Source organism: Fructilactobacillus lindneri DSM 20690 = JCM 11027, from assembly GCF_002907375.1.
Classification (GTDB): Bacteria; Bacillota; Bacilli; order Lactobacillales; family Lactobacillaceae; genus Fructilactobacillus; species Fructilactobacillus lindneri.
In genome coordinates, this window is sequence record NZ_MIYK01000020.1 from 1 (window position 1) to 18,368 (window position 18,368).

Below are 18,368 nucleotides of genomic sequence, written 5' to 3' on the forward strand. Positions count from 1 at the left end.
TCAAAGAATGTCAAACATTTTTAAACAATTAATTTTAAAAAATTTATTTTCAATTTTTAATCATAAAAACATGCCATTCCTTAAGCGACAATTAATAATATACACCCGGTTAATTCCCATGTCAACAGTTTGGTCAAAAAAAGTCAAATAAAAAAGCACTTTCAAAACTAAATTGAAAGTACTTGATTAAAATTAATTATTATCTTCTTCAGGACGCATAGTTGGAAATAAAAGTACATCTCGAATTGAAGGAGCATCAGTTAATAACATTGCTAATCGATCGATTCCAATTCCTAATCCACCAGTAGGAGGCATACCATATTCCAATGCTTTTACATAATCTTCATCAATTCCTTGAGCTTCGTCATTACCTGCTTCACGCTCTTTAACTTGTGCTTCAAATCGCTGTTTTTGATCAATTGGATCATTTAATTCTGAAAATGCATTTGCATATTCATTTCCTAAAATATAAAGTTCAAAACGATCAGTAAAGCGCGGATCTTTAGCATTCTTTTTTGCAAGTGGAGAAATTTCAATTGGATGCCCATACACAAAAGTTGGATTTGTAATTGTAGGTTCCACAAACTTTTCAAAGAAAGCGTTAATAATATGGCCTACTTTCCAATAGCTTTCATATTTAACACCATGCTCATCAGCCAACTTTTTAGCATCTTCATCAGACATTGAAGACCAAAAATCAACACCTGTTGCTTCTTTAATGGCATCTACCATATGAACTCGTTTAAAAGGTTTATCTAGGTCAACTTCTGAACCTTGATAAGTAATTAGACCATCATTACTTACTACTTTAGCAGCAGCTCTGAAGATTCCTTCCGTTTCATCCATCACATCTCGATAGTCATAGTATGCAGCATAACTTTCTAATTCAGTAAATTCAGGATTGTGTTCCTTATCCATTCCTTCATTTCTAAATACTCGGCCAATTTCATAAACTCGGCCCATACCACCAACAATTAAACGTTTCAAATGCAATTCAAGTGCAATTCGAAGATATAGTTGAATATCAAGAGCATTATGATGAGTAACAAATGGACGTGCAGAAGCACCACCAGCAGATGGATGCAATACAGGGGTTTCTACCTCTGTAAAGTCCAGAGTATTATCAAGATAATTTCTCACGGCTTTAATAATTTTAGCTCGTTTTTGGAAACGATCAAAACTTTCACGATTAGAAATTAAATCTAAATAACGCTGACGATATTTTTGTTCTTTATTTTGTAACCCATGATATTTATCTGGTAAGGGACGTAATGACTTTGATAAAAAAGTAACATGAGTTGGTTTAATAGTTAACTGACCCAAATCAGTTTTAATCACTTCACCAGTAAATCCTAGAAAATCACCAATATCCGCACGTTTAAAAATATGGTAGTTTTCATCGCCTACTACATCTTTGCGAACATAAACTTGAATTTTTCCAGAACGATCAAGAATATCTGCAAAGCCAACTTTTCCGCTGCCACGTTTAGCTACCATTCGACCAGCAATTGTAACTGTAACATCTTTTTCTTCTAATTCTTCTTTGGTAAATTTATCATATTTTTCAGTTAATTCTTTTGCCAATGCAGTTGGCTTAAATTCATGACCAAAAGGATCAATTCCTTCTTCACGAAGTTCATTCATTTTTTCACGACGAACCCGCATTTGATCATTCATTTGTCTTTCTTGTTTTCTTTTTTGCTTAGGATCTTGTCCCACACTAATTCCTCCAAACTAAATAACTAATTTAATTTTACCATAGTCCTCATTAACCATGCGCAAATGCTTTACTTTTTTTAATTCTAGCTTCTGTTTTAGCTACAAAATCATCCATAATCTGGTTCATTTCAGCTTCAGAATCAGCACTCGTGAGAGCAACTTTCGTTCTTGCAGAGTGAGGAATCCCTTTTAAATAGTATGCTGCTTGTCCTCTAAATTGATGAGATCCAACATAATCTCCCTTTAATTCAACTAATCCATGTAAATGATCTTTAGCAGTTTGAATTTGATCAGCAACACTTGGTTTTTCTAATAATTCACCAGTTTCTAAATAATGATTGGTTTGCTTTAAAATCCATGGATTTCCTTCGACAGCACGTCCCATCATTACAGCAGAAACTCCTACTTCATCTAACATTTGTTTGGCCATTTGCGGAGTTGTAACATCACCATTTCCCATGAAAGGTATGGTTAAAGCATCCGCAACTTCTTTCAAAATTTCCCAATTAGCATGTCCCATGTACATCTGTTCTCTCGTGCGACCATGCATTGCAACTGCCGCTGCACCTGCTTTTTCAGCAGCAAGGGCATTTTGAACTGCATAAAGATGATCATCATCCCAACCTGTTCTCATTTTAACAGTCACTGGTTTACTAACAGCATCAGTAACATAAGATACCATTTCATAAACTTTATTTGGATCAAGAAGCCATCGAGCACCAGCATCAGTTTTAACGACTTTGTTTACAGGACACCCCATATTGATGTCAATTACGTCTGCTGCTGTCTTTTGATCAATAAACTTAGCTGCCTCTACCAAAGTATCCTTATTTCCACCAAAAATTTGAATACTCATAGGATGTTCAGCTGCCTCTACATTTACCATATCAAGCGTTTTTTTATTATTATACATAATTCCTCGATCAGAAATCATTTCACAGACAACTAACCCTGCACCAAATTTTTTACAAATTAACCGAAATGCAGAATTAGTTACTCCTGCCATCGGCGCTACAACCAATGGATTGTCAATTTTTACATTTCCAATTTTCCAACTTCTATCTTTATTCATTTATTTTTCCTTTTCATCCATAATTTTTACTAAATCATCTTCTGAAAAATTATACTGTTTGCCACAAAAATTGCAAACTACTTCAGCACCATGATCTTCATCAATAATTTGTTGTAAATCTTTTTCCCCAATTGAGGCGATACTTTTGGCAAATTTTTCCTTAGAACAATTACATTCAAATGAAACTGGCAAATGTTCTACAATGTCTAATTTATCTTTGCCAAATAAAACATCCAAAATGTATTCTGGATTAGGATTTTCTCCTAACATCGTAGAAATACTAGGCAATTTTTTTAACTTAATTTCTAATTTTTCAATTGCATCATCAGCTGCACCAGGCATTGTTTGAATTAAGTAACCACCAGCAACCTTAACTTGGTTATCTTTGTTAAAGTCAACTCCAACTCCAATAGCTGATGGAATTTGTTCTGATTTTGCCAAATAATAAGCAAAATCATCACCAATTTTTCCATTTACTAATGGTACATTACTCGTATATGGTTGGGCTCCCCCTTGATTCTTCAAGACTTCTAAAAATCCATCTTTTCCAACGGCACCAGCTACATCAATTTTATCATCAACAGTTTTAGGCAAACTAACATTTGCATGTTGAACATATCCTTTAACATGACCATGGGCATCAGCATCTACAATCATTCCACCTACTGGGCCTTGTCCATTTAATCTAACCGTCATACTTTCTTTCCCTTTTAAAGCAGAATTAGCTAACAGCAAGCTGGCAATCAAAGTTCTTCCAAGTGCAGCGGTTGTTGTACTGGTCATTTGATGATTTTTTTGGGATTGTTTTATTGTTTCAGTAGCATTTAAAGCAAAAACTCGAAAGTTCTGATCTTTAGTTAAAGCTTTTACTAACATATCATTTTCACTCATACTAGTATCTCCTTAAATTATTTTTTCATTAAATTCGAAAAGAGCGCCAGCATAAATGCTCGCGTTCTTTTACTATTTTTAATCTTCATAATCATGATGTTTGATTTCATTTTCTAATTTTTTCTCATGTTCATTTTCTTTAGCATCAATTATTTTTTTAGCTTCAGAAAATGTTTCCTGTTCATTTACTGGTGATTCATCAGTTTTAGCTGGCATTTTACCGGTTTTATAGAGACTCAAGATTTCTTTTTCATCCAAAGTTTCATATTTTAACAATGCATCCGCAATTGCTTTATGCTGCTCACGGTGGGATTCAATAATCTCGCGAGCTTCACGATGACCTTCATTAGTAAATCGTTTAACTTCTTCATCAATTTTAGCTGCAGTATCTTGAGAATACTTAGGTGCAGCGTATGGATCTGCATTAGGATCTTCTAAAGTAACCGTACCTAATTTATCAGTCATTCCATATTGAGTAACCATTGCGCGGGCAATTTGGGTTGCTTGTTGGAAATCATTAGAAGCACCCGATGATTCAGAATGGAAAACGATTTCTTCCGCACTACGTCCACCCATCATTCCAGCAATTTGTTCCATTGCATCTTTCTTAGACATTAACTGCTGATCTTCTTTAGGTAACATGATTGCGTATCCACCAGCACGACCACGAGGAACAATTGTAACTTTATGAACAACCCGAGCATCATTTAAGACTAAACCAACAATTGTATGCCCAGCTTCATGATTAGCAACAACTTCACGTTCATGTTGACTAATAACTCGATTACGTTTGGCAGGACCAGCAATGACACGGTCTTCAGCTTCATCCATATCTGCAGCAGTAATAACCTTACTATTTCTGCGAGCAGCTAATAAAGCTCCTTCGTTTAACAAATTAGCTAAGTCAGCTCCAACGAAACCGGGCGTTTGTTTAGCAATTTCTTTCAAATCAACATCTGGTCCCATTGGTTTGTCTTTAGAATGAACTTTTAAAATAGCTTCTCTACCGCGAACATCTGGCTGACCAACTAAAATCTTACGGTCAAAACGACCAGGACGTGTTAAAGCTGGATCTAATACATCGGCACGGTTGGTAGCAGCAATGACAATAACTCCTTCATTTCCTGAAAAACCATCCATTTCAACTAACAACTGGTTTAAAGTTTGTTCTCGTTCATCGTGTCCGCCACCCATTCCAGCACCACGACGTCTTCCTACCGCATCAATTTCATCAATAAAAATAATGGCAGGAGCATTTTTCTTGGCATTAGCGAAAAGATCTCGCACACGACTAGCTCCAACTCCAACAAACATTTCTACGAAATCAGAACCAGAAAGTGAGTAAAATGGGACATTTGCTTCACCAGCAACTGCTTTTGCTAACAATGTTTTACCAGTACCAGGAGGTCCCTCAAGTAAAACACCTTTAGGAATAACTGCACCTAAACTAGTAAATTTCTTTGGATCTTTTAAAAATTCTACGACTTCAACTAACTCTTGTTTTTCTTCATCTTCACCAGCAACGTCTTTAAAACGTACCTTACTTTTAACCGGTTTAGCCTGACTCTTACCAACTTTCATAACTCCGCCAGGTCCACCAGCTCCGCCACCAGCTTGCTTCATCATCATATAAAATAAATAGATAAAGATTAATAAGGGAAGAACTGAAATAATTAAGTTCAACCAAAATCCATTTGACTGAGTAGGTTTAGCGTTCATTGAAACGTTATTTTTCTTAGCTAAATCACTAATTGATTTTACAGAAGAATCACTTTTCAAGACGTTTGTAGTAAATTGTTTTGTCTTAGTGGTAGATGATCCTGCTTTAGAAATGCCCTTTGGACCAACTTTAAAAGACATTCCATCGCTAGATTGTTTTACCGTTTGAGGAGTACGGTATTCTCCTGTAACTTTATATACACCATCAGAAGACTGAATCCCAAAATTCTTGATTTTGTTACTCTTTAAGTCTTTAGTGAACTGACTAGACTGAATCTTTTGACTCTGTGAATTTCCGCCAGCTCCACCAGTTGCAAAAAGGATGACTCCCATTGCTAACACAAAAACGATGATATAAAACAGACTACTTTTAAAAAGTCTATTTTTATTATTTTTCATTTGTGCCCTCCATCTTTTTCTTAATTAACATACAAATGTTATCACTTTTGTTAATGTGAAACGAATTATTACCTTTGATAAACTTCTGGTTTTAAAATACCAACGTAAGGTAAATTCCGATATTTTCCCTGATAATCCAACCCATAGCCTACCAAAAATTCATTAGGAACATCAAAGCCAACATAATCTGCTTTAATAGCGTCAACTTTTCGTGCTTCTGGCTTATCCATTAAAGTACATATTTTAATTGACTTTGCTCCACGATTTTTTAGAAGGTCTTTTAAATATTCCAAAGTATTACCAGTATCAATAATATCATCAATAAATAATACATCTCTACCACTAACATCAGTATCGATATCTTTTACTAATTCAACTTCACCAGTTGAGGAAATCCCGCCTTTATAACTGGAAACATCAATAAAATCAACATCCATATAAATATTCATTCTCTTAATGAGGTCTGCCGTAAATGGGACTGCACCTTTTAAGACACAAATTACCAGTGGCTGTTTATCTTGATAATCTGTTGTTAAGGTTTTCCCTAACTCGGCACAGGTATCTTGAATTTTTTGTTCACTGTACAGAACTTTTTGGATATCGTCGTTCATTATTAATCCCTTTCATTTACTACTAAAATATATTTTTCAGAATCTGCTGATAACTTTGATGAACTCTCCTGGAATCCAATAACAGCTAAAACTTTACCATCCGCCGCTACTAATGACATCGCATTTTCTCGTTGTTCATTAGTTAATTTTTTATCAATGAACAAGCGGCGGACACTTTTATTTCCACCATTTTTTAGTTTGATTCTATCATGAAAATCGCTTTTTCTAACTTGTAAAGGAAATTGATTAGAAGTTAAAAAAAAGATACTTTTACGTAAAAAAGTTTGCGCTGGAAGACTTGAGGTTGTAAATACACCAAAGCTTTTTCCATTCGGCAAACTATACCAGTGATTTAATATTACCATAAAGGAAGGAAAATCATGTGAAATTTTGTCCTGATGATTATTATTTTTATAAAATTTAATTAACTGATAATTTTTTTGAAACAAAAAACCTGATTCGAGGTTAATTCTACCTTGCGGTTTTTGAGAATTATTAATTAATTTTTCAACTTCAGATAATTGTTTTTCAGTCAAATGAATTTTAGTCGTTAATTTCGAAAGCAATACTTGTAATATTTCTTTAACACCAGCTTGCTTTTTTAAAAGTCGATATTGAACAAAATCTTTGCCAGTTTGTAACTCGTCATTTTCTAACAAATCATTAGCCATTGCTAAATTATCAACAGTTTGCCGTTGTAATTGATATGCAAAATCCGCTAAGTGTTGAACTGCATTTTTATTTTCCTTGATTAAACCAGGCATGATTTGATTACGAATGCGATTACGCATCGTAATATTTTGCTGATTAGTAGAATCTTCAAACCAGTCAAGCTGATGTTGCTGCGCATATGTTTTAATTTCAGTACGAGTAAAATTCAATAAAGGTCGAAATAATATACCATTATAAAATGGTCTTACTGCTTGAATTCCCTGTACTTCATTTAAATTGCCAGAACGAATCAATTTCATTAGCACGGTTTCTGCCTGATCATTTTGCTGATGAGCGGTCAATAAAATTTTAGCATGATATTGCTGCATCACAATTTTGAAAAAATTATATCGCAAGACGCGTGCCTTATTTTCCATCCCGCTACTAATCTTTTGATGATGCCAATGTGCTACTTCTAATTGAAGATGATGTTTTTTACAATAATTACGAATAAACAGTTCTTCAGCGGTGCTTTGTGCGCGAAGTTGATGATTTACGTGTGCAACAATAATCCGAGGATAACGCTTTTTTAAATTTTGTAATAAGTGAAGCAACACCATAGAGTCAACTCCGGTTGAAACTGCCACCACGATTGGTTCATCTTTTCCCCAACTTTTTTGTTGTTCCACCAATGTATTAAAACGAAAATCTAAATCCACCTGGTTGCCTCCATAATAAAAAACCAAGCTATAAAGCTTAGTTTTTATCTAATTAGCTCCGACGTCCGCCACGTCCGCCGCGTTTGCCTTCGGTGTTCTTTTTTATCACTGACATCCGACTTTCACTTTCTTTAAGGAAGTTAGAAAGTAAATCATCGAATTTTTCTTCTTTATTTTCGCGATGATTATTATGACTTCCAAAATTTTTTTGTGAATGGCGACTGGGATGATCCGAATGATTATCACGAGCTGTATGATGATCCTGCTTTGGTTTACTAGCTTCATGATTATCAGTTGCTTTTCTGATGGATAAACCAATTTTACCATCATCACCTACTTTAGTGACTTTAACTTTAACTTCATCACCCACGGTTAAAATATCATGAACATCTTTTACAAAACCATCAGAAACTTCACTAATATGTACTAGACCGGTTTGATGATTACCAAGATCCACAAAAGCCCCAAATCCAGTAATTCCAGAAACTTTTCCTGTAACAATTTCTCCAACTTCAAGCGCCAAAAATCGTTCCTCCTAAATAATATTGTTGCCATTATATCACATATACTAAATAACAAAAAAGAAGTTCAAAAACGAACTTCTTTAAGAATTAAAATAAGGTTTATTTATTAACAAAATGATAAGTAGTTTCACCTTTTTTTACGTATCCATATTTGGAATGGGCTAAATCTTTTACATAATCATCATTATTGAGCAGTTGTTGTCTCTGTTTTAATTTTTTTTGCTGCTGATTCTGTTTTTTTACTTCTACCTTTTTTTCACTAATATCAGCATTTACACGATGAAGTTGCGACTTGGCACTGAAAAGTTGAAAACCTAAAAATAACAAAATAATTGCAAAAACCAAACAAATCCATAAAGCTCGTTTTTGTCTCCGTTTTGAAATCAATCTATTTTTGCGCGGTTTTTGCGGCCCTTTTGATCCCATGGCGGAATGTAACTGGGCTACATTGCTTCTTCTTTCCAATGCACAACTCTCCCAACAAAATTAAAAAATCATACTAAAGACATGATACAACAACCAATTGTACTTTACAATAACTCTTCATTTTCTTTTTGATAATCTCGTTCGTATTTCTCGGCTAAAACTTCATACATTTGATCTGAATCAGACTTTTTAGTAGTTTGTAATAACTCTCGAACTTGCACTGTTAGTTCTTTATTCCCAAACTTAATTAAAATTTCATCCCCTACCCCAACTTTACTGGATGATTTAGCTTCTTTACCATTTATAAAAACTCGTCCTTGATCAGAAATTTTCTTTGCAACTGGTCGCCGTTTAATAATGCGTGAAATTTTAAGAAATTTATCAATTCGCATCTATTTTCTCCTAACTAACTTTCATTTTTAATATCTTGATTAGTTCTTATTTTGGCAAGTTCCTGCACAAATTTTTTCAATTCGGACAACCATTCCGAATCTTTCATGGTTGGTTGAACAATCAGTTTAATTTGATAACGTCCATCTACTACTTTAACTGAAGAACGAAAACTAGTGACTGAAATTGCCTGTAAAATATCCTTGCTAGAATATCGTTTAGTACCCATCGCACTCATAGTAACTGTAATATCCTGTTTATTCTTACGAATCTTTTCAATTAGATCATAATCAGACAACATCTTAATTAAATCAACATCTAATAAATTAGCAACTGCGACTGGGTATTCTCCGAATCGATCAATCAAATCACTTTGTAAATTAGTAAACTGCTCTTCACTGTCCATTTGACGAATTCGTTTATATAATTCTATTTTTTGTTGCTGATCTTCAATATATTCAGAAGGTAAATATGCTTCAATTCCAAGTTCCACTGTTGCATCAGTTTTTTCAACTTTACGCTGCTTGCCTTGCTTTTGACTAACTGCATCCGAAAGCATTTTGGTGTACATATCATATCCAACTGAATCAATGAAACCGTGCTGCTGTCGGCCTAAAACATTCCCGGCCCCTCGAATAGAAAGATCTCGCATAGCAACTTTAAATCCGGATCCTAATTCTGCAAAATCCTTGATGGCCTCCAAACGACTTTCACCAGCTTCAGTCAAAACTTTATTAGGCTGATACATGAAATATGCTTGTCCAACTCGATTACTTCGTCCAATTCGACCCCTGATTTGATAAAGTTGCGATAACCCCATATGATCAGCATTTTCAACAAACAAGGTATTAACGTTTGGCATATCAACCCCAATTTCAATGATTGTTGTCGTTACCAAAACATCATAATCACCATTCATGAAGTCATATAAAATTTGTTCCATTTGCTTTTCAGTCATTTGTCCGTGAATATAACCAATCCGAGCATCTGGCAATAACTTTTGTAGCTTATCAACAGTTTGTTCAATATCTTTAACCCGATTGTGTAAATAAAACACTTGGCCGCCGCGTTGCATTTCTCTTCGAATCCCATCAACTACTGCCGCGTCATTTTGTTCCATGACATAAGTTTGTACTGGGTAACGATTGGCTGGGGGGGTTTCAATAACTGACAAATCCCTAACACCCATCATTGACATGTTCAAGGTTCTTGGGATTGGGGTTGCTGTGAGAGTTAAAACATCGACATCTTTCTTTAATTCTTTGATTCTTTCTTTATGTTTAACTCCAAATCGTTGTTCTTCATCCACAATCAGAAGCCCTAAATCCTTGTACTTTACGTCTTTAGACAAAAGGCGATGAGTTCCAACAATAATATCAATAGTTCCATCTTTTAAATCAGCTAACGTTTGCTTCGTCTGCTTAGCACTGTTAAATCGGTATAAAACTCCAATTTTAACTGGAAAGTTTTCAAATCGCTTCAGCAAAGTTTCGTAGTGTTGTTGCGCTAACACAGTAGTGGGAACCAAAAAAGCTACTTGTTTACCAGCTTCAACAGCTTTAAAAGCCGCTCGCATCGCTACTTCTGTTTTACCATATCCGACATCTCCTACTAATAAACGATCCATTGGATGGGGCTGTTCCATATCATGTTTAATTTCATCGGAACTACGAACTTGATCGGGAGTGGGCGTGTAAGGAAAAGCATTTTCAAACTCTGTTTGATAATCATCATCCTCTGGAAATGCAAATCCTGATTCTTTTTCTCGTTGGGCATAGAGATCGACTAACTCATCGGCCATATCATCAACTTTTTTTGAAACTTTACTCTTAGTCTTAGCCCATTCGTTTCCGCCAAGTTTATTTAAACGGGGATGTTTGTCTTCTGAAGCTACATATTTTTGAATTAAATTCAATTGAGTTACTGGAATAAAAATATGCGCATCATTTTTAAAAGTAATAGTTAAATAATCCTGATGTTTCCCGTCTACTTCCATGGTTTTCATTCCATCATAACGACCAATCCCATGATTAACATGAACCACATAGTTCCCTGGCTTTAAATCAGTATAGCTTTTGATTCGTTCTGCATTGGTAAAAGTTTGGTGACGGATTTGACGACGTGGCTTTTTCCGTTCATTAACCCGTTTAAAAAGTTCATTTTCAGTAATAACTGCTAAATTGGCAGCTGGTAATTCAAAACCATCATCCAAGTCTCCAATTACAACTTGAGCTCGTTCTGGAACTATTTCATTTACATTAGTTTGTAAAACATCAATATCAAAATCATGTAAAGTTTGAGATACTTTTGCTAGCCGATCCTGGTCAGACACCATGATGACAACGGTTGCCTTTTCTTGTTGGTATCGTTCTATTTCTGTTTTCAAAACCGGCATTTGCCCAAAGAAGCGCTGCATAGGACGAACTTTAATATCCACAACATCGTTTAATTTTAAACGACCCAGTCCTCTTTGAAAAAGTGACAATAAGAGTCGTGAATGGTGGTCCTCTTCTAAAATTGTTTTAAGGTTAAGACTAAATCGCTGATTTAGAAAAATTTCATGATTGGGCATTACGGATTGACGCCAATTGTCTTCATCAGTTTCTAACTGTTTGTCTGCATCCTTTATTCGCAAATAATCATCAAAAACCACCATCCCATTAGATGGTAAATAATCTAAAATTGAAGTTTCCTTGTGAAAAATGAATTCCGCATATTCGCTCCATTTAGGATCAGTTACTTTATCCTTTAAATCACTAATAATTTGTTGAATATTTTGAGTTAATTCCTCATCATCAATTTTTTTTAGCTTTTCTGATAAACGTTTAACCCCATGTTCTCGATCTTTTAATGTGGGCAAAAAATCAGTTGCAGGTAAAACCCTAACTGCTTCAATATTTTTAATACTTCGCTGTGTTGCCGGGTCAAAAGAGCGCATTGAATCAACTTCTGTATCAAAAAAATCGATTCGCACTGGATATTCAGAGTTTAAAGGATAAATATCAACAATCGAACCACGAACTGCAAATTCCCCAGGTGCGGCTACCATACTATCACGAACATAGCCCATACTACTTAACTGCTTTTGCAATTTTTCTAAGTCAAGATCATTACCAAGAGCAATTGACAATTTAGCCGCATTAAAGTCATGTGTTTCCGGTAAATAGCGTTTTAATCCAGAAGTAGAAACTATCACTACCACTGGCTGATTTGATTGTAAGGCATTCATAGCTTTTACTCGGGCTGATCGATAAGTTGGTGAACTAGTCGCTACTTCAGCTGCAATTAATTCTTCGGCTGGGAATTCAAAAACCTGACTGCTATCCATCACAGAATTAAACGCTTTGGTTGCCTGATCGGCATGATCCATCGTATCGGTAACAAATATCATGGATTTCTGTTGATCATTAATTAATTCCTTTAAAAGTAGTTTTTGTGCCGAACCACTAGTACCGGTTATTAATTGTTTAACGCCTGGCTGTAAATTATCAGTAATTGTTTCATACTGAGGTAGTTCCTTTAATGTTTCATTTAGTTTCACAATATACCTTCCCTACTGCAAACTTCAGCTTAATTATATTCATTTTCTAATTTTTGAGAATCAGTTCCTGCCACCCATTCATCTAAGGCATTTACAGTTTTATCCAACGCTTCAGCTAAAGGACCTTGTTGTTCTAAACTAAATTTACTCAAAACATAATTAACAACACTATCATGTTTAGGATGATCGGTTCCAATTTTAATTCGATTAAATTTATCTGTGCCTAAATGAGCAATCAAACTCTTAATTCCATTATGACCGCCAGCAGAACCATGATTTCTAAGTCTGATACGTCCAACATGTAAATCCATATCATCATAAACAACTACTAAATCATCTAAATTTAACTTATAAAATTTCATCAATGGTCCAACTGCTCGACCGGATTCATTCATAAAAGTTGTTGGTTCAACTACCATCACTTTTTCACCATCAACTATCCCAGTTCCATAAATTGCATCCATTTTTTGTTGACTAAGTTTAATGCCGTTTTTTTCACAGAATGCTTCAACAGCCATAAATCCAGTATTATGTCTAGTACCAGCATATTTACTTCCAATATTTCCTAAACCAACAATCATTTTCATTTTAAAATTCTCCTTATTCAGCTTAAAACATCATTTTGATTGTAACACACGTATATCACCTGTTAGCAGAGATAAGTAAATAAAAAAGGAATGAGATATTCTCCTCATTCCCTTCAGTTAATTTATGTAAGAAACTACTTAACACTTTCATTAAGGGCCAGATTAAGTGCCAAACCTTTATCTACTTTATACATTATTTTATCTTTTAAATGGGTTACATGATCTTTGAGCCGTTGTTTATCAATTGTTCGAATCTGTTCTAACAAAATCACTGAATCTTTTTCAATCCCGGATTCGGCAGCAGAAATTGCAACATGCGTTGGAAGTCGCGGTTTAGAAATTTTAGCCGTGATTGCAGCTACAATCACAGTTGGACTATATCGATTACCAATGTTATTTTGAACGATCAATACTGGTCGTAAGCCACCTTGTTCAGATCCAACCACTGGAGATAAATCAGCGTAAAAGATTGCCCCACGTTTAATTTGCGCTTCGCTCATAGGGTCCAGCCTTTCATATCTTCATCATTTAATTTTCCGTCTTCAAAATCTTGAATTAATTTTTCAATCGTATCATATTGACAAGCAGAATACTCATCAACAATTTGTTGGTTAAGATTAGCCATCCAGCTATAACCATAAACCATTTCATTAATTATCGGATTAGTATTAAAAAGCTGACAGTCAATCATGACAACTTTATTTTCAAAACTAATAGAAAGATGTTGCAACTGTTTTTGCTCTAAATTTGATAATAATTCATGATCGTATTGACACGTCATAGTGTTGCCTCCAAAGAAAAATCACTAGTTCTTTTTTGAATAATAAACTCGCGGTAACCGATCAGAAAATCCACAAGCAATCTCGTAATTAATAGTACCACAATATTCAGCCACATCTTGCAGCGTAATTGTTTTACCAGCTTGCGTTCCTACAAAAGTTACCTTGGTTCCTAGTTTCATTTCATATGGTAAACGAACCATTACCTGATCCATACAAACTCGTCCGATGATTGGACAATAATTTCCATCAATTAAAACTTTGAAGCCTTTCATTCTGCGGCAAACACCATCCGCATAACCGACTGGAATGGTTCCAACCCATTGTGGTTTATCAACATTATAAGTTGCCCCATAACCAATTGAACGTCCAGATGCCACCTTTTTTACATAAATCAATTCGGAAGTGAAACTCAAAGCAGGTTGTAATGTAAATGGCGCTTCAATCGCAGTTCCTGAAGGATTAAGTCCATAACCTGCAACTCCATAGCGAATCATATTCGCACCTGTAACATGGTGCCACAAACTCGTCGCAGAGTTTGCAACAGAAACGTACCGAGGTTTATTAGGAATTGCAGCCATTAAATCTTTAAAATTCTGTAATTGGAAATCAAAATATTTATCATCAACTTCATCCGCAGTTGCAAAATGAGTATAAACGCCCTGAAACTCAATTTGATTCTTAACGACATGAAGCGACTGCAAGTAATCTGTCACTTCTGCTGGCGTCTGAAGTCCAATTCGTCCCATCCCTGTATCTAATGCTAAAAAAGTTTTTATTTTATGGGTAAAATGCATTTGTCGGCCCAGTTCAGCTGCTTGTTTAATCCAGTCTGCTGAACTAACTGTGACAGAAACATCATATTTATAAATTAATGGTAAGTCAGAAAGATCAGTTAACCCTAAAACCAAAATCGGTTCGGATACAAATCCTGCTTCGCGTAATTGAATAGCTTCATCCAAAATTGCAACACAAAAACCGGTAGCTCCCGCTTCCTTCGCAATTTGAGCAACTTGAACTGCTCCATGTCCATAAGCATTGGCTTTTACTACCATAAACATCTCAGAATCATCAGCTAACCGTTGTTTTTCTGAATGAATATTAGCATAAATAGCATCCTCATCGATTATCAATTGTGCATCCCGATTTCTTCCAACTACCATAATTTTTTTACCTCGTTTAATCTTTGATGCCTTAATTATAGCATTAATTAAAAAATGTTTAGAAACAAAAAAGACCTTTTCAGGTCTCCATATTTAATGTTTGTTTTTAATCACAAATTTATTATTACGACGTGATTTATCTCCGCCACGACTTCCATTGCGATCATGGTTCCCGCGATATCCACCACTATTTCGGCGATTACCACGATAGCTTCCTTTTCCGCGACCTTTACCACCGCCGCGACTTCCATGACTCTTAAGGGGACGTTCGGGAGTAATACGAACTTTAACTTGATCACGAGACATTTCATTCAATAATGCTGCAACCAAATCAAGACTTTCGTAATTTTCTAACAAGTCTTTAGCTACGTCACTAAATTTCTCCGTTTTAGTCCGTTTAACTAATTTAGCAACATCTTCTTTAGCATACTTCATTTGGCCAGCTAAAGCTTCATCTTCAGTAGGTGGCTTCAATGGTAACATGCGTACCTTAGTTAATTTTTCGATTCCACGAAGATAGCTCATCTCATTTGGAGTAACGAAAGTTACTGAAGTACCATGATGTCCGGCACGACCAGTACGTCCAATTCGGTGAACATAGCTCTCTGGATCTTGAGGAATATCAAAGTTATAAACATGAGTAACACCAGATACATCAATTCCACGAGCAGCAACGTCGGTTGCAACTAGATAATTAATTTGATCTCGCTTAAACTCATTCATAATCTGAGTTCGACGATTTTGCGTCAAATCACCGTGAAGGCCAGCAGCCTTATAGCCACGAGTAATTAACCCTTTGGAAACTTCATCAACCCGACGCTTTGTTCGACAGAAAATAATTGTAACTTTAGGTTGTTCAACATCAAACAAACGTGTCATAGTTTCAAATTTTTCATTGTCTTTAACTTTAACGTAATATTGATCAACTAAATCAGTTGTTAATTCTTTAGACTTAACCGTAATTTGTTTAGGATCTGTCATAAACTGTACCCCAACTCGTTTAATGGGAGCTGGCATCGTAGCAGAAAATAACATTGTTTGCCGATCATCAGGAGTATTTTTAATGATACTCTCAATGTCTTCTAAGAATCCCATATTTAGCATTTCATCAGCTTCATCAAGCACTAAAAACTTCACATGATTAAGTTTTAAAGTATGACGATTGATATGGTCTAACAATCTTCCAGGAGTTCCAACGATAATTTGTGGTTTTTTCTTTAAGTCATAAATTTGTTTGCGAATATCGGATCCACCATACACAACTTGTGCACGAGCTCCTTCACCACGACCTAATTTTTGGATTTCTTTTTGAGTTTGAATAGCTAATTCACGAGTAGGCGAAATAATCAAAGCCTGTACGTTTGGATCATTTACATCAATCCCTTGTAAAATAGGCAATGCAAATGCAGCAGTTTTTCCAGTACCAGTCTGAGCTTGACCAATCACGTCTTCTCCTTTAAGAGTTAGTGGAATGGTTTCTGACTGAATAGAAGTTGGTTCAGTATAACCGTTATCAGCAACGGCTTTTAATAGACTATCTGATAGTCCTAAATCTTGAAAATTCAAATGTGTTCCTCCTATTGAAACATAACAATAAATTCAATTCCCCGCTTGGAAAAAATCCGTTTCCCAGATTGCGCGTGAAATCTGATTTACACTTTATTTATTTATCTTTTTCATTTAACACGACTATATTATTTTACATCAAAAGTCAAAATTAATCAAACAACAAAATTAGTCATTAGGACCGGTTAATTCATCTAAAACATTTTCTAAATGCATCCCATGACTACCCTTTAACAGGACTTCATCATTTGGTTCAATAGCAGCCTTTAAATCCGTAACTAATTCAGGTAATTTTTCAATTGGATAGTAATGAAGATTTTTTTGTGGTTGATATTTATTTTCTAATGCCTCATAAAGAGCTTTCATATCATTTCCAATGAGAAAAACATCAGAAATTTGATCTGGATCAATACTATCGGCCAATGATGCATGCATAGCTTGCGAATCGTCACCTAGTTCTAACATGTCACCTAATACGAGCAACCGTTTGCCAGCTACATGAGTTGATTCAAAGGCCGCCAAAACAGCTTTGACTGCTGTAGGATTTGAATTATAGACGTCGCTTAAAATCATTTCCCCTTGATTACCTTTAATCCACTCAGTTCGATTTTTAGTAAGATTGGCATGTTCCAACCCTTTCCGCATATCACTTGGACTAATTTTTAACAAATCCCCCACTTCTAAAGCGGCCAAAGCGTTGTTGACATTATAGTCACCAATCAAATGAATCATAAATTCATAATCATTCCAAAGATTAGTTTCAAATTTTGTATTTTCATCTCCTGCTTCAATTTCAGTAGGATAGATGTCATTAGTTCCTTCACGTCCAAATGTCTTTCGAAAAGCATTCACCTTTTCAGCTCTTTCATTTAGTAGTGGTTCATCGCCATTATAAACAAAATATCCGTCTTCACGTAAACCATCGGTGATTTCTAATTTAGCATCCGCAATTCGATCGCGAGTCCCAAAAAATTCAATATGAGCTTCACCAATCATCGTAATTACAGCAATATCAGGATTAACTAAATTACTCAAAGTTTTTAACTGACCTGAATGATCCATGCCCATTTCTACCACTAAAACTTCCGTATTAGAACTCATTGATAAAATTGTAATTGGAACACCAATCTGATTATTAAAATTACCTTGGGTTTTAATTACATTAAATTTCATTCCTACAATCGAAGCAATCAAATCCTTAGTAGTTGTTTTTCCGTTGCTCCCAGTAACAGCTACCACTTTAGGATTGATTTTAGCTAAATAATACTTGGCCAAATCCTGTAAAGCCTGTAACGGATCATTAACCAAAATAACTGGAAAATCAGTAGGAGCTTTGTCTTTGTGATCGTTAGCCCAAAATGATCCCACTGCTCCATTATCAATGGCACTTTGAATATAATCATGACCATCATTATCACCTACTAAGGGTACAAACAATGAACCTGGTTCTAACTTTCGGCTATCGAATGCTACGCTTGTCACATATTCATCGGGAACATTTTCAGTACTAAGAGTTCCATCGACTGCCTTAGCAATTTCATCAAGTTTCATTCTCATAAATATGACTCCTACTTTCTATACGATCATTTTACAAAATTTTTATTTTAATTA

The 18,368-nt window shown here is 35.2% G+C and carries 16 protein-coding genes; all 16 read right to left on the reverse strand.

Annotated features, from left to right (window positions below; all coding sequences use genetic code 11):
* Window positions 1-192 precede the first annotated feature (192 nt).
* Entirely contained in the window at window positions 193-1,677 is a 1,485-nt protein-coding gene (gene lysS / locus BHU33_RS06840; RefSeq protein ID WP_054646750.1) for a lysine--tRNA ligase, read from the reverse strand.
* Between the two features lie 91 nt (window positions 1,678-1,768).
* Window positions 1,769-2,791 (reverse strand): tRNA dihydrouridine synthase DusB, encoded by a 1,023-nt coding sequence (gene dusB / locus BHU33_RS06845; RefSeq protein WP_054646709.1) that lies wholly within the window; start codon window positions 2,789-2,791, stop codon window positions 1,769-1,771.
* The gene (gene hslO, locus BHU33_RS06850) at window positions 2,792-3,682 is read right to left on the reverse strand and encodes an Hsp33 family molecular chaperone HslO (RefSeq protein WP_054646710.1); all 891 of its coding nucleotides are present in this window, start codon (window positions 3,680-3,682) and stop codon (window positions 2,792-2,794) included.
* A gap of 78 nt (window positions 3,683-3,760) precedes the next feature.
* Complete coding sequence (gene ftsH, locus BHU33_RS06855) at window positions 3,761-5,800, reverse strand: ATP-dependent zinc metalloprotease FtsH (RefSeq protein ID WP_054646711.1); 2,040 nt, start codon at window positions 5,798-5,800, stop codon at window positions 3,761-3,763.
* A gap of 68 nt (window positions 5,801-5,868) precedes the next feature.
* On the reverse strand, window positions 5,869-6,411 hold the full coding sequence (gene hpt / locus BHU33_RS06860) for a hypoxanthine phosphoribosyltransferase (protein WP_054646712.1): 543 nt from the start codon (window positions 6,409-6,411) through the stop codon (window positions 5,869-5,871).
* 2 nt (window positions 6,412-6,413) lie between these two features.
* Window positions 6,414-7,781: a tRNA lysidine(34) synthetase TilS gene (gene tilS / locus BHU33_RS06865; RefSeq protein ID WP_054646713.1), complete on the reverse strand. Its 1,368-nt coding sequence runs from the start codon at window positions 7,779-7,781 to the stop codon at window positions 6,414-6,416.
* 52 nt (window positions 7,782-7,833) lie between these two features.
* Window positions 7,834-8,304 carry a S1 domain-containing RNA-binding protein gene (locus BHU33_RS06870; RefSeq protein WP_054646714.1) on the reverse strand — a complete coding sequence of 157 codons (471 nt, stop codon included), beginning with the start codon at window positions 8,302-8,304 and terminating at the stop codon, window positions 7,834-7,836.
* Between the two features lie 100 nt (window positions 8,305-8,404).
* Window positions 8,405-8,770 (reverse strand): FtsB family cell division protein, encoded by a 366-nt coding sequence (locus tag BHU33_RS06875; protein ID WP_054646715.1) that lies wholly within the window; start codon window positions 8,768-8,770, stop codon window positions 8,405-8,407.
* Window positions 8,771-8,835: 65 nt separating this feature from the next.
* On the reverse strand, window positions 8,836-9,123 hold the full coding sequence (locus BHU33_RS06880) for an RNA-binding S4 domain-containing protein (protein ID WP_054646716.1): 288 nt from the start codon (window positions 9,121-9,123) through the stop codon (window positions 8,836-8,838).
* A gap of 14 nt (window positions 9,124-9,137) precedes the next feature.
* On the reverse strand, window positions 9,138-12,662 hold the full coding sequence (gene mfd, locus BHU33_RS06885; RefSeq protein ID WP_054646717.1) for a transcription-repair coupling factor: 3,525 nt from the start codon (window positions 12,660-12,662) through the stop codon (window positions 9,138-9,140).
* A 29-nt stretch (window positions 12,663-12,691) separates the two neighbouring features.
* Window positions 12,692-13,249: an aminoacyl-tRNA hydrolase gene (gene pth / locus BHU33_RS06890; protein ID WP_054646718.1), complete on the reverse strand. Its 558-nt coding sequence runs from the start codon at window positions 13,247-13,249 to the stop codon at window positions 12,692-12,694.
* Between the two features lie 134 nt (window positions 13,250-13,383).
* Window positions 13,384-13,749, reverse strand: coding sequence for a type II toxin-antitoxin system PemK/MazF family toxin (locus tag BHU33_RS06895; RefSeq protein WP_054646719.1), 366 nt, complete (start codon window positions 13,747-13,749; stop codon window positions 13,384-13,386).
* On the reverse strand, window positions 13,746-14,030 hold the full coding sequence (locus BHU33_RS06900; RefSeq protein ID WP_054646720.1) for a hypothetical protein: 285 nt from the start codon (window positions 14,028-14,030) through the stop codon (window positions 13,746-13,748). The genes BHU33_RS06895 and BHU33_RS06900 overlap by 4 nt, the downstream gene beginning before the upstream one ends.
* A gap of 24 nt (window positions 14,031-14,054) precedes the next feature.
* Window positions 14,055-15,191, reverse strand: a complete 1,137-nt coding sequence (alr, locus tag BHU33_RS06905; RefSeq protein WP_054646721.1) for an alanine racemase — start codon at window positions 15,189-15,191, stop codon at window positions 14,055-14,057.
* A 93-nt stretch (window positions 15,192-15,284) separates the two neighbouring features.
* Complete coding sequence (locus tag BHU33_RS06910; protein WP_054646722.1) at window positions 15,285-16,757, reverse strand: DEAD/DEAH box helicase; 1,473 nt, start codon at window positions 16,755-16,757, stop codon at window positions 15,285-15,287.
* Between the two features lie 168 nt (window positions 16,758-16,925).
* A complete protein-coding gene (locus BHU33_RS06915) occupies window positions 16,926-18,314 on the reverse strand; it encodes a UDP-N-acetylmuramoyl-tripeptide--D-alanyl-D-alanine ligase (RefSeq protein WP_054646723.1) in 1,389 nt (462 codons plus the stop codon).
* Window positions 18,315-18,368: the final 54 nt, after the last annotated feature.

What these genes read in the sequence shown, in the direction of transcription:
- pth (WP_054646718.1), bottom strand. Translation starts at nt 13,249, where the DNA reads ATGAAAATGATTGTTGGTTTAGGAAATATTGGAAGTAAATATGCTGGT.
- hpt (WP_054646712.1), bottom strand. Translation starts at nt 6,411, where the DNA reads ATGAACGACGATATCCAAAAAGTTCTGTACAGTGAACAAAAAATTCAA.
- BHU33_RS06880 (WP_054646716.1), bottom strand. Translation starts at nt 9,123, where the DNA reads ATGCGAATTGATAAATTTCTTAAAATTTCACGCATTATTAAACGGCGA.
- lysS (WP_054646750.1), bottom strand. Translation starts at nt 1,677, where the DNA reads ATGAATGATCAAATGCGGGTTCGTCGTGAAAAAATGAATGAACTTCGT.
- dusB (WP_054646709.1), bottom strand. Translation starts at nt 2,791, where the DNA reads ATGAATAAAGATAGAAGTTGGAAAATTGGAAATGTAAAAATTGACAAT.
- hslO (WP_054646710.1), bottom strand. Translation starts at nt 3,682, where the DNA reads ATGAGTGAAAATGATATGTTAGTAAAAGCTTTAACTAAAGATCAGAAC.
- alr (WP_054646721.1), bottom strand. Translation starts at nt 15,191, where the DNA reads ATGGTAGTTGGAAGAAATCGGGATGCACAATTGATAATCGATGAGGAT.
- BHU33_RS06900 (WP_054646720.1), bottom strand. Translation starts at nt 14,030, where the DNA reads ATGACGTGTCAATACGATCATGAATTATTATCAAATTTAGAGCAAAAA.
- BHU33_RS06895 (WP_054646719.1), bottom strand. Translation starts at nt 13,749, where the DNA reads ATGAGCGAAGCGCAAATTAAACGTGGGGCAATCTTTTACGCTGATTTA.
- BHU33_RS06915 (WP_054646723.1), bottom strand. Translation starts at nt 18,314, where the DNA reads ATGAGAATGAAACTTGATGAAATTGCTAAGGCAGTCGATGGAACTCTT.
- ftsH (WP_054646711.1), bottom strand. Translation starts at nt 5,800, where the DNA reads ATGAAAAATAATAAAAATAGACTTTTTAAAAGTAGTCTGTTTTATATC.